The organism is Vagococcus sp. QWL-13, from assembly GCF_058683555.1.
The window spans coordinates 1845533-1866784 of the sequence record NZ_CM178746.1 but is presented as its reverse complement, the minus strand read 5'-3'; the positions used below and the strand labels follow the sequence as shown (position 1 = coordinate 1866784).

Sequence of the window (21252 nt, the reverse complement as noted above, 5' to 3'; positions counted from 1 at the left end):
TGGAGGTCGTCATATGAGAGGTAAAAAACTTTTATACGTTGAAGTAGCAAAGGATTTAAAATCTGATATTTTAATAGGACATTATCCGGTGGGAACTTTTATCCCTACAGAGACTGAATTAGAAAAAAAATATAATGTCAGTAAAATCACTATTAGAAAAGCTGTTGAGATACTTTCCCAAGAAGGTTATTTGGAGAAAAAAAGCGGTAAGGGGACAACGGTCATCAGCAATCGTCCGTTTAATAAATTGTCAAAAGCTACTTCCTTTTCTGCTATATTAGAAAATGAAGGGCACCTGTTGACAAAAAAAGTTGTCTCATTAGAAGAAGTCGAGGACCTTGAGAAACTTCCTGCTGATGTCCAAAAAAAATTAGGGGGACGCGTTGTCTGTCTGACTAGGATGTATTATTTAAATGACAACCCTTATATTTTATATAAGCATTATTTGCCGTATAAGAAAAAAATAGAGCCCCTGAGAAAAAGTGAAACATCTTTATACAGCTGGCTTAGTGAACAAGGACAATCCGTTTCTTATATCAAAGATAGTTTTTCTATCGAAGTGGCTGACGATGAAATTAAAAATATTTTAAATCTTGATCAATCTACTTATTTGAAACGCCATCGCTATTCTTACGATCAAGCACAAAATTTGGTTGAATATTCTGTAGGCTGTTACGATGTTGATCGTCATTCTTATGTGATAGAGTATGAAGTATAGCTGATTTAGGACGATTTTTAAAAAATCGTTTACAAATAAAGATTATAATGTTATATTCTATGTAGTATAATTAGGAGGTTTTATATTTGGATAAATTCATTAATCTTTTGGAGATGAAAATTGCTCCGGTTGCCGGGAAAATAAGTTCCCAACGTCACATGACAGCCATCAGAAAGGGGATTATTGCAACACTGCCATTATCTATCGTCGGTTCTTTTTTCACTATTTTTAGTAATTTCCCTATTCCGTCTGTTGCCGAGTATCTGTCTCAGTTTCAATCAATGATTGATATTCCCTCTCGTTTTACAGTGGGGATACTAGCATTGTACGCCACTTTTGGAATTTCTTATTCGTTAGCAAAAAGCTATGACTTAGATGGTCTGACTTGCGGAATGCTTGGAACACTTGCTTTTTTAATCACAGTGGTATCTCCGTTTAGAGTAGTGGCAGATGTTCAAGGTGTTGACCTGCAAGGGGTGGGCTATGACAGTGTGATTGCTGCTGGAAGGTATATGTCTGTTGGTTCACTAAGTTCTTCCTCACTGTTCAGTTCGATTGTCGCGGGGATAGTCGCGGTGGAAATTTTCCGCATTATGAAAGAGAAAAAAATCACCATCAAGATGCCTGCTGGAGTTCCGCCAGAAGTATCCAACTCTTTCGTGGCTTTATTCCCGACTGCTGCTGTCATTTTGTTGTTTTGGACAATAAAATATGTTTTAAAATTTGAAATCAATATTTTCCTAAGTAATTTGTTGTTGCCATTCAAAAATGTTTTAGCAGGAAATAGTTTGTTTGGCGGTTTGCTGACAGTTCTTTTGATTACATTCTTCTGGGTTCTGGGAATTCACGGTCCAGCTATCATGGGGCCAGTCATCCGTCCTTTCTGGGACATGTCTATTGCAGAGAACGTAGATGCTTTTACTGAAGGAGTATCAGCTTTTGATTTGCCAAACCTTTTTACTGAACAATTTTTACAATGGTTCGTTTGGATTGGTGGCGCTGGCGGTACGTTGGCTCTAGTCATTTTGTTCCTGTTTTCAAAATCAGAGTATCTTAGAAGTTTAGGTAAATTGTCGTTCCTTCCGGGTCTCTTCAACATTAACGAGCCTGTGATTTTCGGTGCACCGATTGTGATGAACCCAATTTTAGGGATTCCATTTATCCTTGCTCCAATGGTAACCACAACAGTTTCTTATTTCTTTACGATTGCAGGTATAGTTCCAAAGATGGCGACACGCTTGCCGTTTACAATCCCTGGTCCGATTGCTGCATGGATGAGTACAGACTGGCATATAATGTCAGGTGTCTTGGTAATCCTTAACTTTGTTATCACAGCAGCAATTTACTATCCATTCTTTAAAGTATTTGAAGCAAATCAGTTGAAACGTGAAGCAGAAGAAGCAGCTCAAGCATAAAATGTAATATGTGAAAGGTGGGTAAGGAATGAAAGCTCCTTACCCTTTAGGTGATTATCTATGACAATTTTACAATTTACTGTCTTTCTGATTATCTTTTTTGGTTCTCAACTTCTGGTTGAAAAGAGTCCGTTTTCTGAGCGATTAAATCACTGGAAGGCAAGTTTAGTTTTGTTGGGTTCCTTTGGCGGAATGGTGCTGTCTGTTTTTATCGGCTACTTATTCAAGCTTAATTTCATACCGATCGCAGCAACAATTTTCTTTGGTTCAGTTATTGTTGGAAAGTTTAGGAAGATATTAATAAAATAGAAAAGAGTGAAAATAATATGATGAGAAGACTTGGAGTCTCCTTGTATCCGGATCACAGTGATTTTGAGGAAGACAAAAAATATTTAGAGCTGGCGGCTAAAAATGGATTTTCCAGAATATTTATGAGTATGCTGGAAGTGACTGAAGGAAAAGACGTTGTGTTCAAGAAATTCAAGCAAGTGATAGATTTTGCTAAGGAGCTTAACTATGAAGTAATTTTGGATATTGCACCTTCTATCTTCGAAGCATTGGAAATTTCTTACGATGATTTGTCATTTTTCTCAGAAGTCGGGGCAGATGGGATTCGATTGGATTTAGGCTTTGACGGGAATAAAGAAGCGAATTTGTCGTTTAACCCTTATGGTTTGATTATTGAATTAAACATGAGTAATGATGTTGCTTATTTGGACAATATTTTAACTTATGAAGCAAACAAACCGTTTATTTATGGGTGTCACAATTTTTATCCTCAAAACGGCTCAGCTTTGCCGCTGGACTTTTTTAACAAATGTAGTGAAAGATTCAAAAAACAAGGGATACGGTCTGCGGCTTTTATCACATCTCAGACAGCAGAAATCGGCCCTTGGGATATCAATGATGGTCTGCCGACACTAGAGATGCACCGTAATTTGCCAATAGATGTTCAAGCCAAGCACTTGTTTGCTACAGGACTGATTGATGATGTGGTTATCGGTAATGCCTATGCTTCAGAAGAAGAACTGGTTGCCTTAAGTCAAGTGAATCGTTATCAGACGTCGTTTGCTGTTGATTTAGTTGCTGACATCAATGAAGTAGAAAAGAATATTTTGTTTGATAATCAGCATTTCCGTCGTGGAGATATTACTGCACAAATGGTTCGTTCGACGATAGTTAGAAAGAAATATAATCAGGAAGAAAATCCGCCACATGACAATGAGCTGGTATTTCAACGTGGTGATGTAGTCATCGGTAACGATAATTTTGGAAAATACAAAAATGAATTGCAGGTCGTATTGGAGCCTCATTCTGACAACAGAAAAAATAAGGTTGGACAAATTCCACAAGAAGAATTGATTTTACTCGATTATATAAAACCGTGGAGCAAATTTATTTTTAGTCAAAAATAGGAGAGGATGCTTCGTGTTAGACTTAATTATTAAGAATGGTAAAGACGTTAGTGGCAAATCGCTGGAAATCGGGATTTTAAACGGAAAAATTGCAGAAGTTGCTGAAAAAATTACTCAAGATGCCTCTGACACACTGATGTTGGCAGACGGATCAATTATTACTCCCGGCTGGATCGACAGCCATGTTCATTGCTATGAGAAAATGACTTTGTATTATGATTTTCCTGATGAGATTGGGATTAAAAAAGGTGTTACGACGGTTATTGATGCGGGGACTTCCGGAGAAAAGAATATTGATGATTTTCATGCATTGGCTAAAAAGGCAAAAACAAATGTCTTTGCTTTGATGAATATTTCTGGAACTGGCATTGTGACCCAAGATGAATTATCAGACTTAACTAACGTCAATGAAGAGAAGAATTTGAAAAAAATCAAAGAGCTGCCTGATTTTATCATAGGTATCAAAGCTCGGATGAGCCGGACAGTGGTGGGAGACAATGACGTCGAACCGCTCAAGATGGCGAAAGCTCTTCAGGCAAAAGCAAATCATATTCCTTTGATGGTTCATATCGGTTCTGCTCCTCCCGAGTTATCTGATATACTTAGCTTGTTGGATAAAGGGGATATTGTCACTCATTGCTATAATGGTAAGTTGAACGGCATCGTAGATACAGAAGGCAAAATCAAAGACTTTGTTTGGGATGCTTATCACCGTGGTGTCAATTTTGATATTGGTCATGGTACAGATAGTTTTAATTTTGATGTGGGCAATAAGGCGATTGATGAAGGATTGTTGTGTCGGACGGTGAGCACAGACATTTATCACCGCAACAGAGAAGACGGACCAGTCTATGATTTGGCGACCACATTAGAAAAAATGCTGTCCATCGGTATTCCGTTAGAAGAAATAATCAAAATGATTACAGAAAATCCGGCAGAAATTTTCCATTTCGAACATAAAGGAAGATTAGCCGTCGGTATGGATGCAGATATCACGATTTTCCATGTAGAAGATAAGAAGAAAACACTTATCGACTCCAATGGTAACGAGACCGAAATCAATCAACAGATTAAACCAGATTATGCAATTGTTGGCGGGAAAGTTTATCCGGTCAATACGCAGCAGGCTTGATTTTAAAACCATTAAAATTTATAAATCAAGAGCTGATAGTTTAAAAAGATAGGAGAGCAGATGATGGATATCTACAAAAAATATGATTTAAAACGGGTCATTAATGCCAGTGGGAAAATGACCATACTAGGTGTTTCAAAAGTCAGCGATAAAGTGATTGAAATGCAAGCTTTTGGCGGACAGAATTTTTTTGAAATGGCAGATTTAACAGAAAAAACTGGCAAGTACCTTGCGGGATTACTAGGGGCAGAAAATGCCACGGTTGTATCTTCTGCCAGTGCAGGGATTGCTCAATCAGTGTCTGCATTGATTGGACGAGGGGACGCCTACCACACCATGCATCCTTATACTTCACGCATCACTCGTCGTGAAATCGTCATGCCAAAAGGACACAATGTCAACTACGGTACAAGTGTTGAGTTGATGGTTGCCCAAGGCGGGGGACAACTTGTGGAAGCTGGTTATGCCAACGAATGTTCGGCTGATCAAGTTGCGATGCAGATTACAGAACGTACAGCTGCTTTGCTTTATATCAAGAGCCACCACGCCGTTCAAAAGAGTATGCTGTCTATCGAACAGATGGTGGAAGTGGCCCAAGCTCACAAATTGCCATTGATTCTAGATGCAGCGGCGGAAGAAGATTTGAAAAAATATTACACTCAAGGCGTAGATCTTGTTATCTACAGTGGTGCCAAAGCTATCGAAGGACCAAGTTCCGGTTTAGTAGTAGGAAGAGAACCTTATATTTCTTGGATTCAAAAACAAAGCCATGGACTAGGCCGCTCAATGAAGATTGGCAAGGATAATATTCTAGGCTTCGTTCAAGCAGTAGAAGACTACCTGGCTCATGGAAGTGAGGACGGCGAAAGCATGAAACAAAGACTAGAGCCATTTGTTACAGCATTGAATCAGCTGGAAGGTTTGAAAGTCTCCGTTGTCCAAGACGCTGCAGGACGTGATATTTTCCGGGGCAAAGTAGAGGTCGTCTCTCCAGATTTAGATGCATGGACACTGATTAAAAAATTAAAAGAAGGCGACACCGCTGTGTATACACGGGAGTATCAAGCCAACAATGGCATTATTGAGTTTGATATCCGTTCTGTGGATGAAAATGAATTACAATTGATCATCGAAAAAATAAAAGCAATAGTGATGGGGGATAAATAATGAAAAAGTCACCAAATTTTTACCAAGAGCGAGTTTGTTTAAATGTATTGGCACATTCAGTGGAAAATGCTAAAGATTGCTATGAAGCGGCTGAAGGGCATGTTGTTTTAGGTGTATTATCTAAAGCGTATGACACTGACGAGGCAGCAATCGAAGACATGAAACTTTATCAGGAAGCAACAGACAATGCTTTATCTGTGGGACTCGGTGCCGGCGACCCCAATCAAAGCAACATGGTCACTCGTTTGTCAGAAGTCCTTCAACCTCAACACGTCAATCAAGTGTTCACTGGCGTAGGAGGCTCAAGAGCTGTTTTGAAACAAGATGAGACGTTTGTCAATGGTTTAGTTTCTCCCACAGGCAAAGTAGGTTATGTGTCCATCACAACAGGGCCACTGTCTTCTCAAATCACGCCTGCAGAAGTAACAATCGAAGCAGCGATTGCATTACTAAAAGACATGGGTGGTTCTTCAGTCAAGTATTTCCCAATGAAAGGCTTAGCTCATATAGAAGAATACAAAGCCGTGGCAGCAGCTTGTGCAGCTCATGATTTTGCTTTGGAGCCTACAGGCGGCATCGACTTGGAAAACTATGAAGAAATTTTACAAATTGCAGTAGACGCAGGAGTTAAGAAAATCATTCCTCATATCTACAGCTCGATTATTGATAAAGAAACAGGCAACACACGTCCAGAAGATGTGAAGACGTTACTTGAAATGACTAAAAAAGTATTAGCAGACAAATAAAGGAGACCATAATGAAGATATTAGCTTTTGGCGAGATTATGCTGAGATTGAACCCTAGCGATTATAAAAAAATAAGTCAGACTGATCAAATGGACTTTTCTTTTACAGGATCAGGGTTAAATGTTTTGTCAGGGGTATTTCAAAGCGGCCACGAGACTGCCACATTGACGATTTTACCAGACAATAACTTAGGAAAAGCTGCTGCCGGGAGTATCAGAAAACTTGGTGTATCAGATCAGCACATCATTTTTGATGGCAATCATTTGGGACTCTATATTTTAGAAATGGGTTATGGTTCCCGACCTTCTGAAGTCACTTACTTAAATCGTTCCATGAGTTCTTTTAATACTTATGTTTTGGAAAAAAGTGCGATGGAAAAGGCTCTGACTGGAGTCGATATTGTTCATATTTGCGGCATCGCCTTGTCTACTTCTGAAATATCTCGAGCCAATGCTTTGGCTTTGGCAGAACTTGCCGATGAGAAAGGTGTTAAGGTCTGTTTTGATTTTAATTTTAGAAGTTCACTTAATACTGAAGAAGGTATGGCAGAATTGCTGAAAGCCTATAAAAAAATTCTGAGTCATGCCGATATTGCATTTGGTTCTTTACGTGACCTGACTGATTTACTAAAACTGACCGGTGAGAATGAAGAACAGATTGTTGCAGAGTTTATGAAAACATATCAAATGGATATTTTTGCCGGAACTTATCGCAAGGAACAAGGCAGCGAAAAAATTCTGCAAGGTTTCATGTATAAAGATGGTGAAAAATTCACTTCAGAAGAAGTTCCTTATGAGATTCTTGACCGTATTGGTGCGGGAGATGCTTTCGTTGCTGGTATTTTGACCGGTTTCGGTGAAGATTGGTCAGAGTCACTGACAGTGAACTTTGCGATTAATTATGCTGCCTTGAGTCATACGACCATGGGAGACAGTCCGTTACTTTCAAAAGAATTTGTCATGAATTATATGGAACACAAAGTTGACGTGATAAGATAAAGTTTCATCATTCAGTATCTGTCTGGCTTTTTACAGGGCAATGACAAATAACTTAGCAAAAATAAGAAGGAACAAAATCTTCGGATTTTGTTCCTTTTTTATCTTAAAATTTTTTAATGCAATAGATGCCCCTCTTTTAATTGCTGATTTAATTTTTTCATAAATGTTTTTAAGAGCGGCAGTAAGAAATAGCTTGCGATAGTAAAAACAAGAGCGAACAAGATTAACACGCCAATATCTCGACTGGCATTAGGCCAATAGATACCCCCTGTTGATTCCCTGAGTAAATTGACGGCATAAGTGAAAGGGAGTAGAGGGTGGATCATTTTAAAGAACGGCCCAGACATTTCAATCGGGAAATTACCCCCGCCGCCGGAAATAGACAGGACGAGAATAATGACCGCCATTCCTTTACCGATATTGCCGAATAGTCCCACCAGCACATAAACTAGGGTCGTGAAGACGAGTCCGACTAAAACAGCAAATAGCACACTCCAGATAGGATTGACCACATAAGTTTTTAATAACAATATGTTCCCGATACTGACAATAAGTGCTTGATATAACCCTACTGTCAGAAAAGTCAGCATTCGGGCAAAGAATTGTGCCCTGGCACTAAATTTATGTTTCTGATTTTTTTCTAAGTAAACATCTGTTGTAGCGATGCTGGAAAACAGCACAGCTCCCACCCATAGACTAAGTGCAGTATAAAAGGGTGCACTGGCTGATCCGTAGTTAGGAACCGGATAGACGGAATGTTGTTTTAAAACAACAGGTTCGGCCAAAAAATCACTTTCTTCGGCTGCATCTTTTTTAAGCAAAGCAATCAATTGACTCAAGTCAACATCTTGCTCACCTTTTCTGACAAGTCCTGCGGCTTTATGCAGACCATTTTTCACGTCAGGCCAATCATCTTCGATAAATTCTGTTGTTAACTTTAAAGCTTCTTCTATTTGGGGCATCTTGCGATTGATGGTGTCAATTGTACCTACCAGTTCATTTTCCACCTCGGGCCAATCATTTTCAAAAAAATTGGCTCCCAAGGCAAGTTTTTTCTTTAATTCGGGATAGTCTTTTTGATAGAGCGCGACACCAGTATTAATCCCTTTAGTAACCAGTGCCATATTATTATTAAGCAGTAAATTTGCATCATGAATTTCTTGCTTGATCAATGGGAGTTCTTGTTGATATTCCTCGAAAAATTCTAGGGCATCTTCAATAATTTTAGTGGTGTTGTTCAACAAACTGTCCAGAGAGTCTATCAAATCCTTATCAATGATTTGTCCTGTGATGTGACTGGCAGTATCTAGAAGTGAAGAGACATCTTTCAGTAATTCAGCAATATGCTGTTCCAATTGGGACACGTTGATTTGTGAGAGAGTCTGATTCAGCTGACTTGCAAAACTTTGAATTTCCAGCAATTTTTGCTTGATTTCTCCACTATCTAAGGAATCAATGTGATCGTGGAGATAGACAACTGTTTGTTGGAGAGATTGTCCAATTCCCCTCAAGCTATTTAAATGGTCAATAAAAGTTTGTAAATTTTGATTTCCAGAAAGTTCCTGCAAATCGGATAAGACATTGATTAAAGCAGTTATAACACTATCTTGGCGCACTAATTTTTCATTCAAGGCATTTAGCAGTTGTTTAATCTCTTCTTTTTGCTCAGGTGTCCATTCATTGATATCAATAAAGTTTAATAAATCATCGGTCACTCTAACGACATCCTGACTGACGACGAGGACAATTTGTAAACTCGTGCTGACACCAGCGGCAACTTGCGGCAATGCTTCTTGAACTTTGTCTACATCATCCTGAATCACTGGCAGCGTCTGATTTGCTTGATTGACAAATTGGCTGATTTCCGGCAGCATATCTTGAGTATCTTTAATTATAATCAAGCCATTTTCTGCTTGCGCCACAGCTTGATTCAAAGTAGTTATGATGTCATCAAAATCATCATCAACCATTTTAAGCTGACGTCCGGCATTTTCTATTTCTGGTATTTTTTTCTGAAGAGTGAGAAACATTTGACCCGCTTTTTCAATTTGTTCCTGATTTTCATTTAATTTGATCACTTTTTGTCCCAGTCGGTCAACCTCCGGCAAATAGGCTTTCAGTTCTCCTGCTTGCGCCAATTTTTCTTTGTATTCGGGCATTTTTTTATTTAGGGCAGTAATTTCCTTGGTATAGTTGTCGATATCGTCTAAGTGTTCATCCACATACAGTAACTTATCTGCTACTTTATTGATAGAAACCAAATGGGAATCAATATCGTATCCTACTTGATTCATTGCTTTAAAAACGGTCTGGCTGACTGTATCAATGAATTCTGTCGTGATGGTACTCTGAATAGTGGCAGCACCTTTATCAGTGATTTTAGGAGCGATGGCGTTGATTTTCTCATTGACTGAATATTCTATTTCGGGTTTTTTAATATCTCCGGTCACAAAGCTGACAAGGTTGGCAGAAAAGTCAGGCGGCATGACGATACCAGCATAATACTTTCCATTTTTTACGCCGCGATCCAACTCTTTTTTTGAAGAGACAAATTGCCAGTCTAATGTGTCGTTTTCCTGTAAATTTTCAATGATTTTATCTCCAATATTGACCTCTTTGTCAAGAACAGTTGCAGTCTGATCTTCTGAAAATATCGCTACTTTGATATCTTTAGTGTTGGAATACGGGTCCCAAAGCGCTGCAATATTGAACCATGCGTACAGTGAGGGGAGAATCATCAGCGCAAGAACTAATAGTAAAGTCAGTCTATTTTGAAAAACTCTTTTCCAGTCTTGCCGATATAGTTCGATTACCTTTTTCATATTAATCATTCCTTAATTATACAGTTTGCTAAATTGTCATTATTCAAGATTCCAGTCATGCTGGGGAATTTCTTGTTCTTCAGAGAAAACATCACGCATGATTTCTCCAATTGTAATATTTTTTAAATATTGGATCCAGTATTCATCAGCTTGGGAAAAATAGTCAGCGATGACTTGATGTCCTTCACGAGCTCGTGGATTGAAACCGGAAAAAGCCTGAGACAATACGTTTTGTCCGGAAAAAGATTTGAACTCGCCTTCGATGGCAGAGACCACTTCATATAATGAAATGTCTGTCAGCGGACGGTTGATATAAAAGCCGCCGTTTGATCCTGTGACGCCCTCGATGATATTTGCAACCACCAGCTTGCGCAACAGTTTTTGAACATAACTTTTCGATACATCAAGTTTTTTATAAATAGCATCTGAAGACAAATAGACATCAGGTTTTTGTGTAGCCAACATTGCCATCACTGCAACAGCTTGTTCTGTAGCGTGGGTTAATTTCATTTTGTTCTCAACTCCTTTACCAAAATCTTATTATCGACTTTTTTTATCTATAATCAAATTGCATTATAGACTTTTTTTATCTATAATGCAACTCGTTGAACTTATTTTTTTTAATTAATGGATCATACGAAAATTCTTACAATAAAAAAGGAACAAAATCTTCGGATTTTGCTCCTTTTTTGTAATTTTTTTAGTTAGCTGTTTATTTTTGATTTTCCTTATCAAACTTTTCAAAGGCATCATGCAATACTTCTTTCAAGGTATTGGCTGAAAGCTCCATTTTTTCTTTCTCTGCATCGGTCAAAGGTATTTCGATAATGTCTTTGACTCCTTGGCGGTTGATAACTGCGGGAGCACCGATGTATACGTCCTCCTGATCATATTCACCATCTAGATAAACAGAGAGGGGGAAGATAGAATTTTCATCATCAAGGATGGCTCTAGTGATTCTTGCCAAGGCGACTGCAATACCATAGAAAGTGGCCCCTTTTTTATTGATGATGGTATAGGCAGCATCTCGAACATTGAAGAAAATATTAACGAGTTCTTCTTCATCTACTTCGGGGTGACTTTTTACCCATTCATAAATTTGCAGACCGGCGATATTTGCGTGAGACCAGACTGGAAATTCTGTATCCCCGTGTTCTCCCAAAATGTATCCATGAACATTTCGTGCATCTACACCGACCAGTTCCGCAATGGTTTGTCTGAATCGGGCCGAGTCAAGAGAGGTCCCTGATCCGATTACCCGGCTTTTAGGAAATCCTGAAAATTTCCAAGCAGCATAGGTCAGTATGTCAACAGGGTTTGAGGCAATCAAAAAGATGCCGTTGAAACCGCTTTGTGTCACGTTGTCAATAATATCTTTGAAAATGCGCAAGTTTTTATGAACTAAGTCCAAACGGGTCTCACCGGGCTTTTGTGCAGCTCCTGCAGTAATGACGACTAAATCTGCATTGTGGCAGTCGTCATAGGTTGCTGCATAAATGCGTTTTGGCGAAGTGAACGCCAAAGCGTGGGACAAATCGATGGCATCTCCTTCTGCCTTATCCACATTAACATCGATAATCCCCAGTTCTTGTCCAATATTTTGAGTAACTAGAGCAAAAGCGTAACTTGAACCGACAGCTCCATTGCCGACCAAGATAATTTTTTGATGTTCTTTGATTTGAGTCATAGTAAATTCCACCTTTCAACTATAAATGTTTCCTACGTTAATTATAGCATTTGCACGGCCTTTAAGCCATTTTTCCAGCGGGTATTTGCCTTAAAATGCCTTTATTTATATATCTAAATTATGTAAGCTTTTACAGTTGAATTATTGGCATTTTTTTATATTTTAAATACAAAATGAAGAATCAAATCTAAGCCGACAGTCAGTAAAAAAATCCCTCCCATGACGGTCAAATGTTTCGTTTTCGAAAATACAAGATAACCGATGTATTCCCTGATAAATGCAGCAGGAAGATAAAACAGACGTGTTTTAGCACCAACGCCTTGTGCGCTGATTCCTTGTTTTTTTGCTAATTTACCGGCGCGCAGCAAATGGTAATTGCTTGTGGCGATCACAATGTTTTGTTTGCTGAAATCCGCAGCAGGGTCTTCATTTCTGGCGACCAGTTCTGAAAAACGCAAATTTTCTTCAGTATTTGTGGACTGTTTTTCCAATAAAACATGCTCGATTTGCGGATAAGTTGCCCGGAGGTAATTACCCATTGCTTCAGCTTCTGAAATCAATTCGTCGGCTCCTTGACCCCCGGATAAAATAATCGTGGGAGTATGGGCTTTTTTTTCCTGCTGGGATAAATACAATTTGGCTCCGGCATCAATTCTGGCGGCAAGCAGAGGTGTGACTTTGTCTTTATTCAACCCGGCTCCCAGCACAATGATACAGTCAACTTTTCCCCGTACAGGCATGAGATTATAAATGACGCTTGTAACAGAGTAAAAAAAGAAAACCGCTGATAAGTAAATGGCTAAATTGATTACAAAAGAAAATACTTTGATGAACCAGGTGTCAGGAAAATAAATCACCATGACTATATTTCCGATTGCTAGAAGCAACAACATCGTAGCAACGATTAGCGGTAAAAAATTAGAAAATGAAGGCCGCTCAAATTTTAACAGTATGCGTTCATTCCAAAAAAGTGCGATAATCATGGCATAAATACCCAATGTACCTAAGAGCAAAAGACCTAACGCTAAAATTGCTGCGATAATGAAGGTCAAGTTTTTTGAAATTTTTTCTAGCCAGATGAGAAACATAAGCAGGAGGGAAGCACTTGAATAAAGGAAAAAAGCTCCTGTCCATAGACTTGTGGATTTTTTCAATGCCCAGTAAATAAAAAGGGCAAAAGGAATCAAGATAAAGACAATCAGATAAACTAAATAATTTCCGCTGAACATGAGTATTCTCCTTGATAACGTTTTTTTGACAAAAGATAAGACACATCGTATACTTATTTTATCATACGAAAGCACGAGGTAAAGCAAATGTACAACTAATCCTGACATAAAAGTTTCACAACGGGATTAGTATGCATTTTTTTACATGAGACATGTTAATGATAAGACCTTTTTGTCTTGTTTATTTATGTACTAATCCTTCCAAATGCGGGAGGTTTTTTTGTTTCCCGCCGATGAAAGGTGGTTTATAGATGATGGAATTAATTAAAATCAATCATTTGGTTGCTGAGACTGACTCAGATGTTTTATTTCGCGGGGATAATTTAGCTATCTACACCGGGGATGTAATCGGTATCGTGGGAAGAAATGGTGCCGGGAAAACAACACTATTGAATATTTTAAAAAGCATGGAAGCTGACCAAAGCAATCGGCGTATCGTCTGGCAGATAGCCGGGGAGGATATCGCTTTGATTGAACAAGAGGTGGAGTCTTTTCAAGCCGAAGAAGTTAATTTCTCCAATCAATTGAGAAAATGGCAGACGAAACAGTCATTCCAGACTTTGAGCGGGGGAGAGAAATTAAAACAACGGTTATTTCAGGGAATCAGTAAAAACAAACCTCTTTTGATGCTGGATGAACCGACGAATCATCTGGATGAAGAAGGTGTTGACGAATTAATAGCCATAGTGAAAAAATACCATGGCAGCGTGGTAATCGTTTCCCATAACCGCTATTTTTTGGATCAAGTGGCAACGAAAATATGGGCGATTGAAGACCAAGAAATCATTGCTTATGATGGGAACTATAGTCAATACAGAGAAGTCAGGGAACATCGAAGGAAAACTCAGCAAAAAGATTATGAGAAACAGCAAAAAGAAATAAAACGTGTGAAGCAAGAGATGAAACGTCTTGAAGATATGTCGGCCTCAGCCCATGCTCAATCGACAAAACAAGAGGGATTCAAAGAATATTATCGCTTGTCCGCCAAACGAATGGATAAACAGCGGAAATCTGCTGAAAAAAGATTATTGAAAAAATTAGATGCTTATGGAGTAGAAAAAGTTGAAAAAGAGGCTCAAATTACACTAGATTTGCAGACTGATGATTCTCGCAAAGGAGCTGTCTTCATTGCGACAGGTTTGTCTAAAAAATTTGATTCAAGAACACTTTTTACTGGAGGGGAATTTACCATCCAGTCAAAGGAAAAAGTAGCCATTTCGGGAAAAAACGGCAGCGGTAAAACCACATTGCTGAATATCCTTTTAGGAAAAGAGGATTTTGAAGGTAAACTATGGCGTTCCGGCAGTAATAACATCGGCTATTTAAGTCAGGAAGTGTTCGACTTGCCCTTGGAACAAACCATAGCCGACTTTTTAAATATTACAAGGGACCAAAAAAGTATAGTTATGACCATGTTTATCCAGTTAGGATTTCAAGCATCACAATGGCATCAGAAAATTAAACTTTTAAGCATGGGAGAGAGAACCAAATTAAAATTGTTGGGTCATATCCTTTCAGACAAAAATCTTTTGATTTTGGACGAACCTACTAATCATCTGGATATACCAACAAGAGAAGAGTTGGAAGATGTTTTAAGTCAATACAAGGGTACGGTGATATTTGTATCCCATGATAAATATTTTCGAGAGAAAATCATGTCACGTGAACTAGTCATCAAGAATGAAAAAATTATCTCAAAAAGTGAAATGGCGGCTCCTAAAAAAAATCCAGACCTTACAAGATTGAGCTTCATGAAAGACCGGCTGATGTCAGAGCTGTCAACTCAAATCCCAGGCTCTAAAGAGTATCTCAAAACAGAACTGGAATTCAAAAAAGTTTTAGAAGCATTGAAAAATACGGATTAATCTAAAGCACTCTGCTGAATGATACACGATTCAGCAGAGTGTTTATTTATCATTCTTTAAAAAAGTAAGATAGCCAAGATTTAGGAAAAGTTGTTGACTAGTTAATAAGATAGTTTATAATATAAATAAAAGTTAGGTAGGAAAAATAATTTTTAGCATAGAGGGCAATGCCTTTTAAACAATCTATAATAACATTTTTTTGATAAAGCGGGTGAATGATTTGAATCGGCCAATCGAAGCAACTGCTGCGATTTTATGCGGCGGTAAAAGTTCCCGGATGGGGTTTGACAAGTCCCTGTTAAAAATCAAGGGAAGTTATGTTTTGTTAGAAACAGTCAAAGAGTTTCAACAGATTTTTAAACAAGTAGCGCTGGTAACGGATGACAGAGAAAAGTTTCCCGAAGCATTTAAAGATTGTCTTATCTGGGAAGATTATTACGTTGATTGCGGTCCTTTGGGAGGCTTGGTGACAGCTCTGGAAAAATGTGAATTTGCCAGTTTGTTCTTGGTTGCTTGTGACATGCCAAAGTTAGACTTTGCTTTAATCAAGCAAATGGCTGCTGACAGGTTAGCTTATGATGTGGTTGTTTATGAACAAGAAGGACAACTAGAACCTCTATTTGCTTTTTATGGTAAAACCTGCCTGCCCATACTCAAAAAACAACTTCTTGAAGGGGATTATCGGCTGAAAAGTAATTTTTCAAAATTATCACTGAAAGCAGTTGCTTCCAGTCAAAACTCAGTCATTAAAAATATCAATTATCCTGAGGAACTTTCGGATTGGTATTGAGTAAAAAAGATTTGATGTCCTGCCTTATTTTTTTGAAAAACGTTGGTAGCGATTACATTTTCTTTTGTAAGGTAACAGATATGAGAAGTTTGGCCAGTTATTAAAAAACGTACATTCAAATGAAAACAGGTGGTGAAAAAATGAGAGGATCTGACTATCCGCTGGTTATTCAAATCGGTTCCACAGGACGAAATAGCGGCAAGACGACCATGGCTAAAAAAATCATCTCCCGCTACAGCAGCCAGCTGCCTATTTACGGCTTAAAAATCATCACAATCAGAGGGGCCAGGGGAGTTTGCCAGAGAGGAATGAAAGGATGCGGTATATGTACAAGCATCAGTGAAGGATATGAATTGGTTGAGGAGAAGGAAACTGAAGGAAGCAAGGATACGATGCAGTTGCTGAAGGCTGGCTGCAAGAAAGTGTATTTGTTGAAAGCTTTTCAAAAATGTCTGGAAGAAGCCTTTCAAGAGTTTATTTCAGAAATTCCTGATGAAGCATTGCTTGTCTGCGAATCCAATTCTCTGAGGGAAGTAATTCGCCCGGATATGTTTATCATGATGGATAATCAGAGAAAAATTAAAAAATCGGCAGCAGATGTAATCCAAAGGGCAGATATAGTACTAAACAAGCCGCTTATATCAAAAGACATCCAGTCATTGATAGAGAAAAAAATAGTTCAATTAGCGTGATTATTAGATAAAGGAGACTAGCATTTATGGGTTCATTAAATTTAGCAGAAAAAGAAGCAATCATTTTAGAATATGAGTCTGATCCCCAACGTATTTTAAATATTTTGCTGGAACTTCAATTTCGTTCAGAAGGCGGTTATATTGACGAGGAAACAGCCAGACTCGTTGCTGACAGACTACATCTATCTGAGGCGCGAGTGTATGAGATTTTGACTTACTATGCCATTTTAAAAACCAAACCTCAGCCCGCATATGTTTTGAAAGTTTGCAACAGCACCCCCTGTCATTTTTCTGGCGGGACAATGGTTTTAGATGTTTTGGAAAAAGCGTTAGGTGTGCCTGCAGATGAGCCGACGGAGGACGGGATGTTTATGTATAATAAAATTCCTTGTGTAGGGGCCTGCGATGCCAGTCCGGTCATTAAAATCAAAGACACAGTTTTCGGAAATTTGACAGAAGACTCTATTTACAAGCTGTTGGATGATTTACGGGCCGGCTGCTATGAAAATTTATAAAGGGGGAGAAAAATGCTGGAAAGAAATCAACCGGTTTTATTAGAGCGGGTATACCGTATGAAAAATGCCGTAGACGTGGAAGAATACAAAGAGTTTCACGGATTTGAAGGCTTGGCAAATGCAATCGAAATGGACGATGAAACTATCTTAGATGAACTGGACATCGCTCATTTGCGCGGACGTGGAGGAGCCGCTTATCCTTTAGGGAAAAAATGGCGACATATGTATTACTCCAAAGGAACGCCAAAGTACATTGTCTGCAATGCAGATGAGGGAGAACCTGGAACGTTTAAAGATAAAGCATTATTAGAAAAAGATCCTTTAAGTGTCATCGAGGGCATGCTTATTGCCGGCTACTTATTCAAATCACAAATGGGCTACATATATATGCGGGGAGAATATCGCCGGATACAAAAAGTATTTCAACAAGCCATTGACAACGCAACGGAAGCGGGCTACTTGGGAGAGAATATCTTAGGTATCCAAGGATTCAACTTTAAAATCCTGATTATTTCCGGTGCAGGTGCTTATGTTTGCGGAGAAAATTCAGCTTTGTTGAACTCCATTGAAGGGAAAACAGGACGTCCAAGAGTGAAACCGCCTCATTTGGCAGATGTGGGACTTTATTTGAAACCTACTTTGGTAAACAATGTGGAATCATATGCCGGCATACCGGTTATTTTAAGAGAAGGAGGCCAAAGTTTTAAAGATTTGGGAAGTGAAGACGGAGGAGGAACGAAGCTTGTTTGCCTATCCGGGCATGTGAAGAATCGCGGTCTTTTTGAAGTAAACCTTGGCACACCTCTATATGAACTTATTTATTCAGATAAATATGGTGGAGGGTCGTCTACCGGCAATCCGTTGAAATTTATTCACTTTGGCGGTCAGTCTGGTCCAATCGGTGCAGTTGATAAATTAGAAGACTGTATTTATTCCTACGAAGGGTTATGGGATAAAAATTTATCCATTGGGTCAGGAGCGGTTGTCGTCATGGATAGTCAAGTCAGCATCGTTGAATACTTAGTCAATGTGGCAGAATTTTTTGTTCATGAGTCATGTGGGAAATGTACTCCTTGTCGCTTGGGCACGACCCGTCTGCTGGAACTATTGAAAAAATTCCAGGAGAAGCGTGCACAAATCGGGGACATCGAACGTCTAGAAAAAATGATGACCCATGTCACTCATCTGTCTGCTTGTGGACTTGGGCAATCCGTTGCTACTTCAATGAGAAGCGCTTTAAAATTATATCCTGAAGAATTTTATGAGGGAATCGGAGAAGAAGTTAGGCAATTAGAGGAGGTGAGCTGGTAAATGAGTGAAGTAATTACTAAGACAGACACTGTTACACTGACTATCAATGGTCAGTCGATTACCGTGGCAAAGGGGACCACACTTTTGAATGCTGCAAGTCAATTGGGATTGGAAATTCCTACGCTGTGTCATTTAAAAGAACTGGCTCCAGATGGTTCATGCCGCATGTGTGTGGTTGAAGTTGAAGGCGGACGCAAAGGCGGACTGGTAACTGCATGTACTGCTCAATGTAAAGACGATATGGTTATCTATACAGATTCTGAGAGAGTCCATGATTCACGACGATTCGTGCTTGATTTACTTTTGAGTAATCACAAAATAGACTGTTTTGCATGTGTGAAAAATGGCGACTGTAAGCTGCAGGATTATTGCATGGAATATGGTGTCGAACGTACAAGCTTTACGGAAGGCAAAAGGATGCCTTGTTATCAAGAAGATGTCTCAAGTCCTTTTTTCAACTATGATCCGGAAAAATGTATCATGTGCCGCCGCTGTTCCAGAGTTTGCCAGTTACGGCAAGGTCGTGATGTGCTGAGCATTGCAAATCGTGGCTTTGACACAAAAATGACGCCAAGTTATGAAATATCTTTTGATCAGTCGATTTGCGAGTCATGCGGCAATTGTGTCGCTGCTTGTCCTACGGGAGCACTTTCTGAAAAAGATCACAAGAACTATCGTAAGTGGGAAACCAGTCGTGTTAGGACTACCTGTCCACATTGCGGCACAGGCTGTCAGATGGATTTGATTATCAAGGGAAATAAACTTGTTGGTGTAGAGCCTGCTGATGGTGCAGCTAATAAGAATTTGCTTTGTGTGAAGGGCCGCTTTGCCTCTTATAAATTCGTGGGAGCTAAAGACCGGCTGACTCATCCACTAATCAAGCGCAACGGTGTTTTTGAAAAAGCGACTTGGGAAGAAGCATTGGGGCTGATAACGGAAAAATTTACCGAGCTGAAAGAAAAGCATGGAGCGAATGCTTTGGCAGGTTTTTCTTGCTCCCGTGCGACAAACGAGGATAACTATGTGTTCCAAAAAATGGTTCGTACCGTTTTCGGTACCAATAATGTGGACAATTGTGCCAGAGTTTGTCATTCTGCTTCTGTTCATGGCCTAGCCCACACGTTAGGTTCAGGGGCTATGACAAATCCCATTGAAGATATTACTACGGATGTTGATATGATTTTGCTGGTTGGTTCCAACCCGACAGAGGCTCATCCTGTCATTGGGGCACAAATTCGACAAGCCATACAAAAGGGAACGAAAATAGTTGTGGTTGATCCAAGAAAAATAGATTTAGTGAAAGACAGTGCCGTTCACTTACAGATTCAAGCGGGAACAAATGTGGCCTTTGCCAACGGGATGATGCACGTTATTATAAAAGAAAATCTGATGGATCAGTCATTCATAGAAAATAAAACTGAAGGCTATGAAGCACTTGAGAAAATGGTGGCGGATTATACACCTGAAAAAGTAGCAGAGATTTGTCACATTGATGCGGATGATTTAAGGCAAGCAGCGAGAATGTACGCCAAAGCAGAAAAAGCACCGATTATTTATTGTTTAGGTGTCACGGAGCACTCCACTGGAACTGAAGGCGTGATGAGTATGTCTAATCTCGCCATGTTAGTCGGAAAAATCGGGAAATCCGGCTGCGGTGTCAATCCGTTAAGAGGTCAGAACAATGTTCAAGGTGCCTGCGATATGGGCTGTATGCCTTACGATTTTCCGGGCTATCAAAAAGTCAACAATCCAAAAGTCATTGAAAAATTCGAACAAGCATGGGGAGTATCTCTCAGTCAAGAAAAAGGAATGACTTCTACCCAAGTCTTGCCGGCAGCGGCTGAAGGAAAAGTGAAAGGGATTTATATTTTCGGTGAAGACCCAATCGTGACCGATCCAGACACGGGACATGTCCGGGAAGCGTTAGAAAATCTTGATTTTCTTGTGGTACAGGAATTGTTTATGACAGAAACAGCGGCTTATGCAGATGTGGTCTTGCCGGGTATCAGTTACGCTGAAAAAGACGGGACATTTACCAATACGGAAAGAAGAGTCCAGCGAGTACGCAAAGCGGTCGAGCCGACAGGGGAAGCAAGGGAAGACTTTGAAGTTTTTTGCGAAGTGATGACTCGAATGGGCTACCCGATAAAGTATGAATCTGCTAAAGAAATCATGGATGAAATCTCTTCGGTTGTCCCTTCCTTTGGGGGAATCAATTACGCTAGACTGGAAGACGGCGGATTGCAATGGCCGTGTCCAACAGTCGACAGTCCAGGGACTTACATCATGCATGTGGGGCAGTTCACCCGGGGTAAAGGGTTGTTTATGGCCATCCCATATAAAGAAGCTAAGGAACTTCCAGATGAGACTTACCCTTACTTAATGTCCACAGGGCGGATGCTGTATCATTACAACACAAGGTCAATGACTGGAAGAACGGAAGGCATCAATCAGATTTCTAATCGCTCCTATATTGAGATTAATTATCAGGATGCTGAACGACTTGGAATCAAAGAAGGAGACAAAGTAAAAGTCAGCTCAAGAAGAGGAGAAATTGAAACCTATGCCGCTGTAGGTGACCGGGTTTTTCCAAGTGAAGTGTTTATGACTTTTCATTTTCCAGACGGCAATGTCAATGAGATAACCAATGCAGTTTTTGATGATATAGCCATCATTCCAGAATATAAAGTCTGTGCTGTAGATATTTGTCCAGTATAACTGAAAAGTGCCCGAATCTTTAGGGGATTAAA

18 protein-coding genes are annotated in these 21252 nt (G+C 39.4%); 14 read left to right on the top strand and 4 right to left on the bottom strand.

Annotated elements, in window-relative coordinates:
- The first annotated feature begins 13 nt into the window (after positions 1 to 13).
- The 8 genes from AC4PHI_RS08630 to AC4PHI_RS08595 all read left to right on the top strand — a co-directional run bounded on the left by AC4PHI_RS08630 (position 14) and on the right by AC4PHI_RS08595 (position 7591).
- Positions 14 to 718, top strand: a complete 705-nt coding sequence (locus AC4PHI_RS08630; protein ID WP_492199511.1) for a GntR family transcriptional regulator — start codon at positions 14 to 16, stop codon at positions 716 to 718.
- Between the two features lie 86 nt (positions 719 to 804).
- On the top strand, positions 805 to 2133 hold the full coding sequence (locus tag AC4PHI_RS08625; RefSeq protein WP_492199510.1) for a PTS sugar transporter subunit IIC: 1329 nt from the start codon (positions 805 to 807) through the stop codon (positions 2131 to 2133).
- A gap of 60 nt (positions 2134 to 2193) precedes the next feature.
- Positions 2194 to 2442 (top strand): hypothetical protein, encoded by a 249-nt coding sequence (locus AC4PHI_RS08620; RefSeq protein ID WP_492199509.1) that lies wholly within the window; start codon positions 2194 to 2196, stop codon positions 2440 to 2442.
- Positions 2443 to 2459: 17 nt separating this feature from the next.
- Positions 2460 to 3548 carry a DUF871 domain-containing protein gene (locus tag AC4PHI_RS08615; RefSeq protein WP_492199508.1) on the top strand — a complete coding sequence of 363 codons (1089 nt, stop codon included), beginning with the start codon at positions 2460 to 2462 and terminating at the stop codon, positions 3546 to 3548.
- 13 nt (positions 3549 to 3561) lie between these two features.
- Complete coding sequence (locus tag AC4PHI_RS08610; protein ID WP_492199507.1) at positions 3562 to 4680, top strand: amidohydrolase/deacetylase family metallohydrolase; 1119 nt, start codon at positions 3562 to 3564, stop codon at positions 4678 to 4680.
- 63 nt (positions 4681 to 4743) lie between these two features.
- A complete protein-coding gene (locus tag AC4PHI_RS08605) occupies positions 4744 to 5847 on the top strand; it encodes a DgaE family pyridoxal phosphate-dependent ammonia lyase (protein ID WP_492199506.1) in 1104 nt (367 codons plus the stop codon).
- Complete coding sequence (dagF, locus tag AC4PHI_RS08600) at positions 5847 to 6593, top strand: 2-dehydro-3-deoxy-phosphogluconate aldolase (RefSeq protein WP_492199505.1); 747 nt, start codon at positions 5847 to 5849, stop codon at positions 6591 to 6593. Before AC4PHI_RS08605 ends, dagF begins: the two co-directional genes overlap by 1 nt.
- Before the next feature lie 11 nt (positions 6594 to 6604).
- Positions 6605 to 7591 carry a sugar kinase gene (locus tag AC4PHI_RS08595; protein WP_492199504.1) on the top strand — a complete coding sequence of 329 codons (987 nt, stop codon included), beginning with the start codon at positions 6605 to 6607 and terminating at the stop codon, positions 7589 to 7591.
- 113 nt (positions 7592 to 7704) lie between these two features.
- On the opposite strand, the gene AC4PHI_RS08590 is transcribed toward AC4PHI_RS08595, so the two are convergent.
- The 4 genes from AC4PHI_RS08590 to AC4PHI_RS08575 all read right to left on the bottom strand — a co-directional run bounded on the left by AC4PHI_RS08590 (position 7705) and on the right by AC4PHI_RS08575 (position 13329).
- On the bottom strand, positions 7705 to 10413 hold the full coding sequence (locus tag AC4PHI_RS08590) for a YhgE/Pip domain-containing protein (protein ID WP_492199503.1): 2709 nt from the start codon (positions 10411 to 10413) through the stop codon (positions 7705 to 7707).
- A 39-nt stretch (positions 10414 to 10452) separates the two neighbouring features.
- Positions 10453 to 10923: an RrF2 family transcriptional regulator gene (locus tag AC4PHI_RS08585; protein WP_492199502.1), complete on the bottom strand. Its 471-nt coding sequence runs from the start codon at positions 10921 to 10923 to the stop codon at positions 10453 to 10455.
- A gap of 202 nt (positions 10924 to 11125) precedes the next feature.
- Positions 11126 to 12100, bottom strand: coding sequence for an L-lactate dehydrogenase (locus AC4PHI_RS08580; protein ID WP_492199501.1), 975 nt, complete (start codon positions 12098 to 12100; stop codon positions 11126 to 11128).
- 155 nt (positions 12101 to 12255) lie between these two features.
- On the bottom strand, positions 12256 to 13329 hold the full coding sequence (locus tag AC4PHI_RS08575; RefSeq protein WP_492199500.1) for a YdcF family protein: 1074 nt from the start codon (positions 13327 to 13329) through the stop codon (positions 12256 to 12258).
- 251 nt (positions 13330 to 13580) lie between these two features.
- Between AC4PHI_RS08575 and abc-f the strand changes: the two genes are divergently transcribed.
- The 6 genes from abc-f (at position 13581) to fdhF (ending at position 21220) form a co-directional block, all read left to right on the top strand.
- A complete protein-coding gene (abc-f, locus tag AC4PHI_RS08570) occupies positions 13581 to 15194 on the top strand; it encodes a ribosomal protection-like ABC-F family protein (protein WP_492199499.1) in 1614 nt (537 codons plus the stop codon).
- 220 nt (positions 15195 to 15414) lie between these two features.
- Positions 15415 to 15984 (top strand): molybdenum cofactor guanylyltransferase, encoded by a 570-nt coding sequence (gene mobA / locus AC4PHI_RS08565; RefSeq protein ID WP_492199498.1) that lies wholly within the window; start codon positions 15415 to 15417, stop codon positions 15982 to 15984.
- Positions 15985 to 16124: 140 nt separating this feature from the next.
- A complete protein-coding gene (locus AC4PHI_RS08560; RefSeq protein WP_492199497.1) occupies positions 16125 to 16676 on the top strand; it encodes a hypothetical protein in 552 nt (183 codons plus the stop codon).
- Between the two features lie 26 nt (positions 16677 to 16702).
- Positions 16703 to 17191 carry an NADH-quinone oxidoreductase subunit NuoE family protein gene (locus tag AC4PHI_RS08555; protein ID WP_492199496.1) on the top strand — a complete coding sequence of 163 codons (489 nt, stop codon included), beginning with the start codon at positions 16703 to 16705 and terminating at the stop codon, positions 17189 to 17191.
- A 12-nt stretch (positions 17192 to 17203) separates the two neighbouring features.
- On the top strand, positions 17204 to 18502 hold the full coding sequence (locus AC4PHI_RS08550; protein ID WP_492199495.1) for a complex I 51 kDa subunit family protein: 1299 nt from the start codon (positions 17204 to 17206) through the stop codon (positions 18500 to 18502).
- Entirely contained in the window at positions 18503 to 21220 is a 2718-nt protein-coding gene (gene fdhF / locus AC4PHI_RS08545; protein ID WP_492199494.1) for a formate dehydrogenase subunit alpha, read from the top strand.
- The last annotated feature ends 32 nt before the right edge of the window (positions 21221 to 21252 follow it).

Bases quoted from the DNA above. Each gene is read 5' to 3' on its own strand.
- AC4PHI_RS08630 (WP_492199511.1), top strand. From the start codon at position 14: ATGAGAGGTAAAAAACTTTTATACGTTGAAGTAGCAAAGGATTTAAAA.
- AC4PHI_RS08620 (WP_492199509.1), top strand. From the start codon at position 2,194: ATGACAATTTTACAATTTACTGTCTTTCTGATTATCTTTTTTGGTTCT.
- AC4PHI_RS08615 (WP_492199508.1), top strand. From the start codon at position 2,460: ATGATGAGAAGACTTGGAGTCTCCTTGTATCCGGATCACAGTGATTTT.
- AC4PHI_RS08605 (WP_492199506.1), top strand. From the start codon at position 4,744: ATGGATATCTACAAAAAATATGATTTAAAACGGGTCATTAATGCCAGT.
- dagF (WP_492199505.1), top strand. From the start codon at position 5,847: ATGAAAAAGTCACCAAATTTTTACCAAGAGCGAGTTTGTTTAAATGTA.
- AC4PHI_RS08595 (WP_492199504.1), top strand. From the start codon at position 6,605: ATGAAGATATTAGCTTTTGGCGAGATTATGCTGAGATTGAACCCTAGC.
- AC4PHI_RS08590 (WP_492199503.1), bottom strand. From the start codon at position 10,413: ATGAAAAAGGTAATCGAACTATATCGGCAAGACTGGAAAAGAGTTTTT.
- AC4PHI_RS08585 (WP_492199502.1), bottom strand. From the start codon at position 10,923: ATGAAATTAACCCACGCTACAGAACAAGCTGTTGCAGTGATGGCAATG.
- AC4PHI_RS08580 (WP_492199501.1), bottom strand. From the start codon at position 12,100: ATGACTCAAATCAAAGAACATCAAAAAATTATCTTGGTCGGCAATGGA.
- AC4PHI_RS08575 (WP_492199500.1), bottom strand. From the start codon at position 13,329: ATGTTCAGCGGAAATTATTTAGTTTATCTGATTGTCTTTATCTTGATT.
- abc-f (WP_492199499.1), top strand. From the start codon at position 13,581: ATGATGGAATTAATTAAAATCAATCATTTGGTTGCTGAGACTGACTCA.
- AC4PHI_RS08560 (WP_492199497.1), top strand. From the start codon at position 16,125: ATGAGAGGATCTGACTATCCGCTGGTTATTCAAATCGGTTCCACAGGA.
- AC4PHI_RS08555 (WP_492199496.1), top strand. From the start codon at position 16,703: ATGGGTTCATTAAATTTAGCAGAAAAAGAAGCAATCATTTTAGAATAT.
- AC4PHI_RS08550 (WP_492199495.1), top strand. From the start codon at position 17,204: ATGCTGGAAAGAAATCAACCGGTTTTATTAGAGCGGGTATACCGTATG.
- fdhF (WP_492199494.1), top strand. From the start codon at position 18,503: ATGAGTGAAGTAATTACTAAGACAGACACTGTTACACTGACTATCAAT.